Annotated in this window: 11 protein-coding genes; 3 read left to right on the forward strand and 8 right to left on the reverse strand. The window is 72.5% G+C overall.

Annotated elements, in window-relative coordinates; genetic code table 11:
• Positions 1–63 precede the first annotated feature (63 nt).
• The 3 genes from DQW85_RS07320 (at position 64) to DQW85_RS07325 (ending at position 3,261) form a co-directional block, all read left to right on the forward strand.
• Positions 64–1,623, forward strand: coding sequence for an AMP-binding protein (locus DQW85_RS07320; RefSeq protein WP_113699626.1), 1,560 nt, complete (start codon positions 64–66; stop codon positions 1,621–1,623).
• A gap of 68 nt (positions 1,624–1,691) precedes the next feature.
• Positions 1,692–1,865, forward strand: a complete 174-nt coding sequence (locus DQW85_RS44250) for a hypothetical protein (protein ID WP_162794804.1) — start codon at positions 1,692–1,694, stop codon at positions 1,863–1,865.
• A 166-nt stretch (positions 1,866–2,031) separates the two neighbouring features.
• Complete coding sequence (locus DQW85_RS07325; protein WP_113699627.1) at positions 2,032–3,261, forward strand: S1C family serine protease; 1,230 nt, start codon at positions 2,032–2,034, stop codon at positions 3,259–3,261.
• Positions 3,262–3,348: 87 nt separating this feature from the next.
• Here the strand turns inward: DQW85_RS07325 and DQW85_RS07330 are convergent, their stop codons facing one another.
• The 8 genes from DQW85_RS07330 to DQW85_RS07360 form a co-directional block, all read right to left on the reverse strand.
• Positions 3,349–4,089 carry an ABC transporter permease gene (locus tag DQW85_RS07330; protein WP_113699628.1) on the reverse strand — a complete coding sequence of 247 codons (741 nt, stop codon included), beginning with the start codon at positions 4,087–4,089 and terminating at the stop codon, positions 3,349–3,351.
• Positions 4,082–4,963, reverse strand: a complete 882-nt coding sequence (locus DQW85_RS07335) for an ABC transporter ATP-binding protein (RefSeq protein WP_113699629.1) — start codon at positions 4,961–4,963, stop codon at positions 4,082–4,084. The genes DQW85_RS07330 and DQW85_RS07335 overlap by 8 nt, the downstream gene beginning before the upstream one ends.
• Entirely contained in the window at positions 4,960–5,283 is a 324-nt protein-coding gene (locus DQW85_RS07340; protein ID WP_240196992.1) for a transcriptional regulator, read from the reverse strand. Before DQW85_RS07340 ends, DQW85_RS07335 begins: the two co-directional genes overlap by 4 nt.
• On the reverse strand, positions 5,280–5,903 hold the full coding sequence (locus tag DQW85_RS07345; RefSeq protein WP_113699630.1) for a transporter: 624 nt from the start codon (positions 5,901–5,903) through the stop codon (positions 5,280–5,282). Before DQW85_RS07345 ends, DQW85_RS07340 begins: the two co-directional genes overlap by 4 nt.
• A gap of 76 nt (positions 5,904–5,979) precedes the next feature.
• Positions 5,980–8,379, reverse strand: a complete 2,400-nt coding sequence (locus tag DQW85_RS07350) for a LuxR C-terminal-related transcriptional regulator (RefSeq protein WP_113699631.1) — start codon at positions 8,377–8,379, stop codon at positions 5,980–5,982.
• A gap of 63 nt (positions 8,380–8,442) precedes the next feature.
• Entirely contained in the window at positions 8,443–8,550 is a 108-nt protein-coding gene (locus tag DQW85_RS46655) for a LuxR C-terminal-related transcriptional regulator (RefSeq protein ID WP_240196993.1), read from the reverse strand.
• Entirely contained in the window at positions 8,547–10,889 is a 2,343-nt protein-coding gene (locus DQW85_RS44255; protein ID WP_162794805.1) for a winged helix-turn-helix domain-containing protein, read from the reverse strand. Before DQW85_RS44255 ends, DQW85_RS46655 begins: the two co-directional genes overlap by 4 nt.
• Positions 10,890–10,947: 58 nt before the next feature.
• A partial coding sequence (locus DQW85_RS07360; RefSeq protein WP_162794806.1) for an amino acid ABC transporter ATP-binding/permease protein occupies positions 10,948–11,813 on the reverse strand: 866 nt, incomplete at its 5' end.

The following is an 11,813-nucleotide window of genomic DNA, read 5'->3' on the forward strand; positions in this document are numbered from 1 at the left end:
GCCCGCGCGGCTGACCGGGGGCCTCGTCACCGCGTCCGGCGGCGAGGCAATAGGTTCGGATCCATGTACCCGGGAGCCGTCGCGGCCGTCACCCCCGGCAGGCCCGCCGTCGTCATGGCGGGCTCCGGCCAGGTCCTCACGTACCGGCGGCTGGACGAGGAGTCCAACCGGCTGGCGCACCTCTTCCGCGCCGCCGGGCTGCGCCGGGGCGACCACGTCGCGCTGATGCTGCCCAACCATCCGCTGTTCCTGGCCGTCGCCTGGGCGGCCCACCGTTCGGGCCTGTACTACACGGCGATCGGGTCGCGGCTGCTCACGGACGAGATCGCCTACATCCTGAACAACTGCGGCGCCCGGGTGTTCGTCTCCAGCGCGGAGCTGGCCGGTGTCGCGGCGTCCGTCACCGCGGCCACCCCCGGCGTCGAGCTGCGGCTCATGCTGGCCGCCGCCGACGGCACCGAGGCCGGCAGCGGCACGGAGGGCTTCGTCGCGTACGAGGAGGCGGTGGCCGGCCTGCCGGTGACCCCGATCGGCGACGAGTCGCTGGGCGCGGACATGCTCTACTCCTCCGGCACCACCGGCCGGCCCAAGGGCGTCAAACCGGCCCTGCCGCAGGGGCCGCTCACCGAGCCGAGCAGGCTCTACGGGCTCGTCGAGCGCCTGTTCGCGCCGGACGCGGACAGCGTCTACCTCTCGCCCGCGCCGCTCTACCACGCCGCGCCGCTGCGCTACTGCCTGACCTTCCAGCGGTTCGGCGCGACGGTCGTCGTGATGGAGCGCTTCGACCCGGAGCGCTACCTCGCGCTGATCGAGAGGTACGGGGTCACGCACACGCAACTCGTGCCGGCGATGTTCGCCAGGCTGCTCAAGCTGCCGGAGGAGACCCGTGACAGGTACGACCTGTCCTCGCTGCGGTGCGCGATCCACGCCGCCGCCCCCTGCCCCGTCCCGATCAAGGAACGGATGATCGACTGGTGGGGCCCCATCATCCACGAGTACTACGCGGGCACCGAGGGCAACGGCTTCCTCTACACCGGCTCCCAGGACTGGCTCGAACACCGGGGCACCGTCGGCCGCTCGCTGCTCGGCACCGTGCGCGTCTGCGACGAGGACGGCCACGAGCTGCCGGTGGGCGAGACCGGCCTGGTCTACTTCGACAACGGGATCAGCTTCGAGTATCACGACGACCCCGCCAAGACCCGCTCCGCGCGGGATCCCCAGGGGCGGGGGTGGACCACCCTCGGCGACATCGGCCACCTCGACGCAGACGGGTTCCTCTACCTCACCGACCGCCGCTCGTACGTGATCATCTCTGGCGGGGTGAACGTCTACCCCCAGGAGGCCGAGAACGTGCTCACCGTCCACCCGAGAGTCGCCGACGTGGCCGTCTTCGGCGTGCCCGACGAGGAGATGGGCGAGCAGGTCAAGGCGGTGGTGCAGCCGATCTCCATGGCCGAGGCGGGGCCGGCCCTGGAGGCCGAGCTGATCGCCTACTGCCGTGCCCGGCTGGCCGCGTACAAGTGCCCGAAGTCCGTCGACTTCCGCGAGAAGCTCCCGCGCCACGCCACCGGCAAGCTCTACAAGCGGCTGCTCAAGGACGAATACTGGGCCGCCACCCCCTGAGGCCGCGGGTGGCGCGCCTGTTGACGGGCCACCGGAGGCCCCCGACACTGAGGGCACCATGCCGACCCATGGGGGGCGCGATGCCCGGATGGCTGTCAGCGATCCTCTACGTCGCCGGCCTGTTCGGCGTCGGGGCCGCCCTCTACGTGTTCCGCGTGTGGTGGGACTCGCGCGACAGGCCCGCGGGCGGCGTGGCGGACTTCCGCGAGCTCCGCGAGCCGGGCGACACGCCCGACGACTGAGCGCCGCGCGCAAAGATTTTCTCCGCCGCACTCCCGCGCCGGTGACCGGCTCCCAGCAGCGCCGATAAGGCTGCCGTCAGCCGTCGCGCGCCGCTCCGATCAGCGGCTTAGCCAGCACTTACGCGCCGCTTGTCACTCTTGGGTCATAGGGACTTGAGGAGATGACATGAACGCGAACGAGCCTGGCGAGCAGGACCACCGCGGCTGGAGCCAGTTCGGCGACACCCCTCCCTCGGCCGGAGGCTTCCCGCGGCGGGACACCATGATCATGGGGCAGCCCGCGCCCCCGCCGCCACCCGCCCCCGCGAAGCCCGGCCTCTCCATCGGCAGGAAGGCCGTCGCCGGGCTGGCGCTCGCGGCGATGGCGCTGGGCGGAGGCGTGGCGGGGGCCGCTGTCGCCACCGCGTTCCAGCCCGAAGCAGCCACCGGCGTCCCCGCCCCCGCCGCGTTCCGCGAGGTGTCGAGCCCGCTCACCGTCGCCGACGTCGCGGAGAAGCTCAAGCCGTCGGTCGTGATGATCCAGGGCAGCACCGGTGAGGGCTCCGGCGTGGTCCTGTCGGCGGACGGCCTGATCCTCACCAACAACCACGTGGTCGTGGGCGCCGGCCAGGGCGGCCAGATGCTGGTCAAGTTCGGCGACGGCAAGACCGCCAGGGCCTCGGTCGTCGGCACCGACCCGACCACCGACCTCGCGGTCATCCGGGCGGACGGCGTGTCCGGGCTCACCCCCGCCGCGCTCGGCGACAGCGACCAGCTCAAGGTCGGCGACTCCGTACTCGCCATCGGGAGCCCCCTGGGGCTGCAGGGGTCGGTCACCATGGGCATCGTCAGCGCGCTGGACCGCACGCTGACCGTCGGCGGCCGGCAGGAGCAGCAGCCGCCCGGCTGGGGCGGGGGCGCCGAGGGCGGGCAGCCCACCACGATCGGCGGAGCCATCCAGACCGACGCGGCGATCAACCCCGGCAACTCCGGCGGCGCCCTGGTCAACACGGCCGGCCAGGTGGTCGGCATCAACACGGCCATCGCCACCAACGGCGGCGGCGGCGGAAACATCGGGGTCGGCTTCGCCATCCCGATCAACACCGCCAAGCAGGTGGCCGACCAGCTCAGCGACGGCGGCAAGGTGACCCACCCGTTCCTCGGGGTGAGCGTCACCGACGCCACCGGAGACGTGCCCGGGGCCCTCGTCCGCCAGGTCGCCGCCGGGAGTCCGGCGGAGAAGGGCGGCCTGAAGGAGGGCGACCTCATCACCAAGATTGGCAACAAGGCGGTCGATGGTGGAGATACAGTGGTTGGGCAGGTCAGAGGTTTTAAAGTAGGCCAACAGGTCCAGATCACCTATATGAGGGACGGGAAGACGCAGAGCGTCACCGTGACCCTCGCGGAGAAGAACTAACACAGACCCCCTCACGGACGGGTGTGCCGTCGAGATCGCTGCGGACTCGGCGGCACACCCCCCGTTCGGGCCTGCGGTCACAGCGGCTCAGGAGAAGCGGCGGCCCTCGTCGCGCCGGTACGCCCAGGCCGCCGCCACCGCCGCGACCGCCGTCCACACGCCCAGCATGACCACCCCCACCGGATGGGGGGAGGAGCCGGTGGTCGCGCTCCAGAGCAGCTCCACCGCGCCCCGGCTCGGCATGTACGGCGAGACGGCCCGCACGAACCCCGGCATGATCTCCGGCGGCAGGAACAGCCCGCCCAGGATCGCCACGGGGAAGAAGAGCACCTGCGACACCCCGATGGCCGCCTTCGACGACAGCAGGAACCCCAGGAACAGGCCCACCAGCATGAACGGGAGCGTTCCGCCCAGCAGCGCCGCCAGCCCGAGCAGCAGCCTCGGCACCGTGATGGCGGCCTCGGTGAACAGGCCCGCGATGACCAGCACCGGCACCACCGCGACCAGCATGATCGCCATGGTGGTGATGATCCGGCCGGCGAACCGGGGCAGCGGCCCGGCGGGCAGCGTGCGCAGGTAGGGGTTCCAGGGCTGCTCGCGGTCCTGCGCGACCGAGATGCTCAGCCCCATCAGCGCCGCCGACATGGCGCCGACCATCATCATCGACCCCGTCGCCCGCGTGGCGGCCACCGGGTCGTCCGCCGCGAACGGCACCACGAACGCCAGCATCGCCGCCGCCGGGAAGAACGCGCTGGAGATCAGCCCGATCGGCACCCGGATCTGCTCCAGCATCTGGTAGCGGGTGTGGGCGAGGACGAGGCTAGGCATGCGCGGTCTCCTTCGAGGTGATGGCGAGGAAGGCCTCCTCAAGCGTGGTGGGCCTGATCTCGAGCCCGGAGAACGCCGTGCCGCTGCGCACCAGCTCCACGACCAGCCCGTCCGGGTCGGTGGTGAGAAGGTGGACGCGCCCGTCCTCGCGTTCGGCGCCCAGCACGCCCGGCAGCTCGGGCAGCGCGGCGGCGGCCAGCGTGACCCGCCGCACCCCCACCATGTCGCGGATCGCCCGGACGGTGTCGTCGGCCAGCACGCGGCCGTGGCCCACGACCACGACCCGCTGCGCCAGGGCCTCGACCTCCTCCAGGTAGTGGCTGGTGAGCAGCACGGTGCCGCCGCCGTCGTGGAAGGCCCTGATGCCGTCCCACAGGGCGCGCCGGGCCTCGACGTCCAGACCGGTGGTGGGCTCGTCGAGGAACACCATCCTCGGCTCGCCCGCGAACGCCAGCGCCACGGCCAGCCGCCGCTTCTGCCCGCCCGACAGGCCGCCGATCTGCCGCCTGACCAGGTCCCGCAGGCCGAACCGTTCGAGCAGCTCGTCGCGGGCGGCGCGGCGGGGGTAGTGCGCCGAGACGAAGTCGACGACCTCGCCGACCCTCAGCGCCTCCGGCAGCCCGGTCTCCTGCGGCGTGACGCCGATGCCCCGCCGTACCAGGGGGTCGCGGGGCGAGCCGCCGAGCAGCTCGACCGTGCCGGACGTCGGCCTGCGCAGGCCGACGAACAGGTTGACCAGCGTGGACTTGCCCGCGCCGTTCGGGCCGAGCAGGCCCACCAGCTCGCCCGCCCTGATGTCGAGCGACACCCGGTCCAGGGCCAGGACGTCGCCGTAGCGGCGGGTGGCCTCTGCCGTTCGGGCGAGGATGGTCATGATGAGCCTCCAGCGGTGTCGAGCAGGGCGCGGATCGCCTTGGTGTAGTCGTCGAACGCGAGCCGCCCGCGCCTGGTCAGGGCGACGTAGGTGACCGGGGTGCGGCCCTTGTGGGTCTTGGTGATCCGGACGTATCCGGCTTCCTCGAGCTTGGTGAGGTGGACGGAGAGGTTGCCGGCGGTCATGTCGAGCAGGTCCCTCAGTGAGGGGAAGGCCATCTCGTCGCGCTCGCCGAGGGTGTTGAGCGTGGCCACCACGCGCAGCCTCGCCTGGGCGTGGATGACCGGGTCCAGCTCGGGCAGGCCGCCCGCGGCCGTCACCCGCGTCGCCTCATCCAGAGGCTTCCGGCGAGGAAGCCGCCCCCGAGGAGCACGGCGGACAGCAGCGCGTGCCACCCGGCGCCGAGCAGGACGCCGACGCCGTTGACGGCCATCACCCAGACGCCGACGAAGAACATCGTCCAGTCGAGCCAGATCGCCCCGCCCGCCATGTAGAGGACGCCCACCACCAGCATGGACACCCCCGCCCAGAGCAGGCCGTTCTCGTGCGGCGGCAGGAGCGACGACATCCGCATCGCGATGATCACCATCAGGGTCATCCCGGCGAACCAGGCGTAGCCGTACATCGCGCCGCGGGCCGAGCTCTCCCCGCGGGTCTGCACGCTCATCCGCGTGATCCCGTACGCGGCCACGGCCCCCGCCAGCACCTGCAGGCTCAGCAGCACGGACACCGACTGCATCTGGGTGATCCGCACGTACGGCTCGCCGTCGAGGCCGTAGTGCAGGAACAGCATGCCGAACCCGAGCAGCCAGGCGACCCCCCACGGCCCGTAGAGCAGCAGCGGGTCGCCCTTCAGCCGCCTGACGGTGGCGGCGCGCTGCGCCTCGATGAGCTTGAGCGTCTCCTCCGGGCCGGGCGCCCGATCGCCTTCGTCTGTCATCGCAACCTCTCTCATCATCAAACTAGTTTGTACTTTAAACCAGATGGGCGTCCCGCGTACAGACTCAGAGAGGAACTCACGGGCGCTGCGCGGTCACCCAGGCGGCGATCTCCGTGCGGGAGGTGAAGCCGAGCTTCTTCAGGATGTGCTGGATGTGGCCTTCGGCGGTGCGTGTGGAGATCACCAGCGTGTCCGCGATCTCCCGGTTGCTGAGCCGCTCGGCGATCAGCCGGGCGATCTCCAGCTCCCGCTGGGTGAGAGGTCCGGCGCCGGGGCGCCGTGGTGGCGTCGCGGGCCCCTGCTCGGCGGGTCCGTGCTCGTGCCCCACCGCCTGAGGGCGCCCGTGTTCGACGGCCCGGGTGCGGTGGCGGCTGCCGACCCCGACGTGCAGCGCGTGCTCGACGGCCTGCTCGGGGGAGAAGCGCGCGCCCGCGTCGAACATCGCCGCGAACTCCTCGTCCCCCAGGACCTCCCGCAGCCGGGCGGCGTATCGTTCATGGCCCTCTGCCAGCGGTGTCAGCTGGGCGCCCGGGTTCCCTCCCACCCGGGCCATGGTGAGGGCGCTGCCCAGCAGGCATGCCGCGTCACGATGGAGACGCGCCTCGGCGGTGGTCCACGCGAGCACCTCCAGGCACACCGCTATCCCGTACTGGTCGTTGAGCGGCCACTTCAGCTCGATGGCCGTGCGGAGCATGTCGGCGGCCCGGTTGACGTCGCCTTGCTGGGACCGTTCCAGCCCGGACACCGACAGAGCGTGCGAACGGCACCACTGCGCCTGCCGGAAGTCGGCCAGCCCCAGGCATTCGGCGCACAGTGCCGCCGCTCGATCGTCCCCCTTGAGCACCGCCGCCAGGGCCAGGTAATAGCGGATGTACCACTCCGTGTTGACCTCGCCGTGCGCCAGGGACAGGTCCAGCCCCTCCTCAAGGAGGGGGAGCGCGCCCTCGTAGTCCCCCGTGAACATCTCCGCCGCGGCGGAGATGTGCCGTACCCGGGCCATCGCGCGGACGTCGCCCAGGGCCGCCGCGAGATCGGCGCACTCCCGAAGGCGCGGCGTCGCCTCCTCCTTCATTCCCTGCAGGATGGCGAACCAGGCGTCCACCCACAGCGCCTTGGCCCGGGCGGAGGTCGGCTCCGGGGCGGCCAGCAGGGCCTGTCTCAGCCAGTCGCGGCTCTCGCTCACGCCTCCCGTGGAGATCCAGAACCCCCACAGGTCGGCACTGATCTCCAGCGCCACCTGAGCTTCGCCCGGTTCGGTCAGGGAGTAGAGCAACGCGCCGCGCAGGTTCGCGCGCTCCAGGTCCAGCTCGATGAGCGTGTCCACCTGGTGCGGGCCGAGCCAGGCCGCCTCGGCGCGCTGGACGAGCCGCCGGTAGTGGTCCCTGTGCCGCCGCCGTACCAGCGGCTCCTCGTCCGTGCCGGCCAGGAGAGCGCGGCCGTACTGGCGGACCGTCTCCAGGAGCCGGTACCGCGGCGAGGCGTTGTGCTCCTCGCGCACCAGAATGGACTTGTCCGCCAGCGCGGCGAGCACTCCGGGCACCTCTTCCAGAGCGATCTCGTCGCCGGCGCACACCTCCTCCGCCGCTGCGAGGGAGAACGTCCCGAAGAACACGGAAAGGCGCCCCCACGCCGCCCTCTCGGCGGCCGAGCACAGCTCGAAGCTCCAGTCGAGGGTCGCCTGCAGCGTCTGCTGCCGGGGCAGCGCCGTGCGCGGGCCCCTGGTCAGCAGGCGGAACCGGTCGTCCAGCCGCTCCAGGATCTGATCCACCGACAGCGTCCGCAGCCGTACCGCGGCCATCTCGATCGCCAGCGGGATCCCGTCGAGCCGCCGGCAGAGCCGCGTCACCGACGCGCTGTTGGCCTCGGTCAGCGGCAGATCGCCCACCACCAAGGCCGCCCTTTCGGCGAACAGCCTGACCGCCTCGCTCTGCTGCGCGACGGCCGGCGACACGTGCTCGTGGGGATCGGGCACCGGCAGCGAATGCACGGCCTGCACGTACTCGCCGGCCACGGCCAGACGCTGGCGGCTGGTGGCCAGGATCCGCAGCCCGGGAGCCGCGGCCAGCAGCGTCTCCGCCAGCCGCGCCGAGGCGTCCAGCAGGTGCTCGCAGTTGTCCAGGACGAGGAGGAGCCGCTTGTCGGCGAGATAGTCGGTGAGGGCGTCGACGGCGGAGCGCGCCGTCCGGTCGCGCAGCCCCAGAGCCACCGCCACCGTCTGTGGCACCAGCGCCGGGTCCTCGACCGCCGCCAGCTCCACCACCCAGGCGCCGTCGCGGAACCCCCCCGACAGGTCCGCCGCGACGCGCAGGGCCAGCCGGGTCTTGCCCACGCCGCCCACGCCGGTCAGCGTCAGCAACCGGACCTGTGACAAGCCCCGCTTCGCCGCCGACAGCTCACGGCGGCGCCCCACGAAGCTGGTGGTGGCCGTCGGCAGGTTGCCCTGCCGACGGATGACCTGCCCCCCGCTGGTCCCCATCCTTACTGATTACGTGGTAGAGCCCCCGCAGGTCAACCACGGCGGACTCAGGGCGAGCCGGGCTCACGGGCGCTGCGCGGTCACCCAGGCGGCGATCTCCGTGCGGGAGGTGAAGCCGAGCTTCTTCAGGATGTGCTGGATGTGGCCTTCGGCGGTCCGCGTGGAGATCACGAGCGTGTCCGCGATCTCCCGGTTGCTGAGACCCGCGTGGAGATCACGAGCGTGTCCGCGATCTCCCGGTTGCTGAGACTCTCGGCGATCAGTCGGGCGATCTCCAGCTCCCGCTGGGTGAGAGGTCCGGCGCCGGGGCGTCGTGGCGGCGTCGAGGCCCCCTGGCCGGCCGGTCCCTGCTCCGGCCCGTCCGTGTGCGGGTGCCCGCGGTCGACGGCCCTGGTGCGCCTGCCACCGGTGGGCCAGGCGTGCAGCGCGTGCTCGACGGCCTGCTCGGGGGAGAGGAGCGTGCCCTCGTCGAACATCGCCGCGAACTCCTCTTCCCCCAAGGCATCGCGCAGCCGGGCGGCGCATCGTTCATGGCCGCTGGCCAGATGCTTCAGCTGGGCGAGCGTGCTCCCGCCCAGCCGCCACATCGTGTGCGCGGTGCCCAGCCGGCGTGCCGCGTCGCGGTCCGGCCGCACGTCGGCCGCGGTCCAGGCGAGCGCCTCCAGGCACACCGCCAGGCCGTACATGTCGTTGACCGCCCACTTCAGCTCGATGGCCGCGCGGAGCATGTCGGCGGCCCGCGCGCTGTCGCCCCGCTGGAACCGCTCCAGCGCGGACACCCAGAGAGCGAGCGATCTGGACCACTGCGCCTGCCGGAAGTCGGCCAGGTTCAGGCATTCGGCGCACAGCGCCGCCGCTCGATCGTCCCCCTTCAGCGTGGCCACCAAGGCGAGGTGATAGCGGGTGTACCACTCCGCGTTCACCTCGCCGAGCGCCAGGTAGCCGTCCAGCGCTTTCTCGAGGAGGGGGAGCGCGCCCTCGAAGTCTCCGGTGAACAGCGCGGCGACGCCGGAGATCTGCCGTACCCGGGCCATCGCGCGAACGTCGCCCAGTGCCGCCGCGAGGCCGGCGGACTCCCGCAGGCGCGGTATCGCCTCCCCGTGGTTTCCCTGCAGGATGGCGAACCAGGCGTCCACCAGCAGCGCCTTGGCCCGGGCGGAGGTCGGCTCAGGCGCGGCCAGCAGGGCCTGCCCCAGCCAGTCGCGGCACTCGCTCACCCCTCCCGTGGAGATCCAGAACCCCCACAGATCGGCGCCGATCTCCAGCGCCACCTGAGCCTCGCCCGGTTCGGTCAGGGAGTAGAGCAACGCGCCGCACAGGTTCGCCCGCTCCAGGTCCAGCTCGATGAGCGTGTCCACCTGCTGCGGGCCGAGCCAGGCCGCCTCGGCGCGCTGGACGAGCCGCCGGTAGTGGTCCCTGTGCCGCCGCCGTACCAGCGGCTCCTCGTCCGTGCCGGCCAGGAGAGCGCGGCCGTACTGGCGGACCGTCTCCAGAAGCCGGTACCGCGTCCGGGCCTCGTGCTTCTCGCGCGCCAGGATCGACTTGTCCACCAGCGCGGCGAGCACATCGGGGACCCGGTCGCGGGAGATCGCCTCGCCGGCGCACACCTCCACCGCCGCGGCAGGGGAGAACGTCCCGAAGAACACGGAAAGGCGTCCCCACGCGGCCCTCTCCTCGGCCGAGCACAGCTCGAAGCTCCAGTCGAGGGTCGCCTGCAGCGTCTGCTGCCGGGGCAGCGCCGTGCGCGCGCCCCCGGTCAACAGGTGGAACCGGTCGTCGAGCCGCTCCAGGATCTGATCCACCGACAGCGTCCGCAGCCGTACCGCGGCCATCTCGATCGCCAGCGGGATCCCGTCGAGCCGCCGGCAGAGCCGCGTCACCATCTCGCTGTTGGCCTCGGTCAGCGGCAGATCGCCCACCACCAAGGCCGCCCTTTCGGCGAACAGCCTGACCGCCTCACTCTGCTGCGCGACGGCCGGCGACACGTGCTCGAGGGGATCGGGCACCGGCAGCGAATGCACGGCCTGCACGTACTCGCCGGCCACGGCCAGGGGCTGGCGGCTGGTGGCCAGGATCCGCAGCCCGGGAGCCGCGGCCAGCAGCGTCTCCGCCAGCCGCGCCGAGGCGTCCAGCAGATGCTCGCAGTTGTCCAGGACGAGGAGAAGGCGCTTGTCCGCCAGATGGTCGATCAGCACGTCGAGAGGGGTTCGCGCCGACCGGTCGCGCAGCCCCAGAGCCACCGCCACCGTCTGCGGCACCAGCGCCGGGTCCTCGACCGCCGCCAGCTCCACCACCCAGGCGCCGTCACGGAACACCCCCGACAGGTCCGCGGCGACGCGCAGCGCCAGCCGGGTCTTGCCCACGCCGCCCACGCCGGTCAGCGTCAGCAACCGGACCTGTGACAAGCCCCGCTTCGCCGCCGACAGCTCACGGCGGCGCCCCACGAAGCTGGTGGTGGCCGTGGGCAGGTTGCCCGCCCCCCGGGCGACCTGCCCCCCGATGGTCCCCATGCTTCTTGCCTACGTGGTCCAGGCTCCGCAGGTCAACCACCCCGGACTCAGCGCGGGGTCAGCGCCGGGTCAGCGCCTCCGACTCCCACAGGTCGCGGTAGTAGCCCGGCTCGCCGACGAGCCGCTCGTGGGGCCCGCGCTGGACCACGCGGCCGTCCTCCAGCACGATGATCTCGTCCACCCGCTCCAGGCCCCTGAGCCGGTGAGTGACCAGCAGCGTGGTGCGGTCGCGGGTCACGTCCAGCAGGTCCGCCATGAGCGTGTCGGCCGTCTCCTCGTCGAGCGCCTCCGCCGGCTCGTCCAGCAGCAGCACCGGCGGGTCGTACAGCAGGGCCCGCGCGAGTGCCAGCCGCTGCAACTGCCCGCCGGACACGGTCCTGCCGTCCTCGCCGAGCCGCGCGTCCCACCCGGTGCGCTCGGCCCACCTGTCGAGCCGCGCCTCCCGCACGGCCCGCAGCAGCGTGTCGTCGTCCGCCTCGGGCCCCGCCAGGCGCAGGTTGTCGCGCAGCGTGGCCTGGAAGACGTACGGGTCCTGGGTCAGGCCGGTCATCAGCGTACGCGCGTCGTCGGAGGCCAGGTCGCGGAGGTCGACGCCGTTGACCCGCACCCGGCCCGACTCCGGCTCGGCCAGCCGCATCAGGGCGGCCAGCAGGGTGCTCTTCCCGGCCCCGCTGGGGCCCACGAGTGCCACCCGCCTCCCCGGGGCGAGGGTGAGCGAGACGCCGTCCACGGCGGCCCGGCCGCCGGGCGCGTGTCGTACCACCAGGTCCTCGACCTCGACGGTGTACGGCGGCGAGGGGAGCGCGGCCGGTGAGGGCGGCTCCTCGACGGCGGGGGGAGCGGCGCGGACCTCCCTGAGGCGCCGGACGGCCGCGGTGATGCCCGCCAGCCGCTCCCCGGCCGCCGCCAGCGGCAGGACCGGCT

Source organism: Nonomuraea lactucae, assembly GCF_003313395.1.
Classification (GTDB): domain Bacteria; phylum Actinomycetota; class Actinomycetes; order Streptosporangiales; family Streptosporangiaceae; genus Nonomuraea; species Nonomuraea lactucae.

Coding starts and splice junctions, on each gene's coding strand:
- DQW85_RS07320 (WP_113699626.1), top strand. CDS start 64: ATGTACCCGGGAGCCGTCGCGGCCGTCACCCCCGGCAGGCCCGCCGTC.
- DQW85_RS44250 (WP_162794804.1), top strand. CDS start 1,692: ATGGGGGGCGCGATGCCCGGATGGCTGTCAGCGATCCTCTACGTCGCC.
- DQW85_RS07325 (WP_113699627.1), top strand. CDS start 2,032: ATGAACGCGAACGAGCCTGGCGAGCAGGACCACCGCGGCTGGAGCCAG.
- DQW85_RS07330 (WP_113699628.1), bottom strand. CDS start 4,089: ATGCCTAGCCTCGTCCTCGCCCACACCCGCTACCAGATGCTGGAGCAG.
- DQW85_RS07335 (WP_113699629.1), bottom strand. CDS start 4,963: ATGACCATCCTCGCCCGAACGGCAGAGGCCACCCGCCGCTACGGCGAC.
- DQW85_RS07345 (WP_113699630.1), bottom strand. CDS start 5,903: ATGACAGACGAAGGCGATCGGGCGCCCGGCCCGGAGGAGACGCTCAAG.
- DQW85_RS07350 (WP_113699631.1), bottom strand. CDS start 8,379: ATGGGGACCAGCGGGGGGCAGGTCATCCGTCGGCAGGGCAACCTGCCG.
- DQW85_RS44255 (WP_162794805.1), bottom strand. CDS start 10,889: ATGGGGACCATCGGGGGGCAGGTCGCCCGGGGGGCGGGCAACCTGCCC.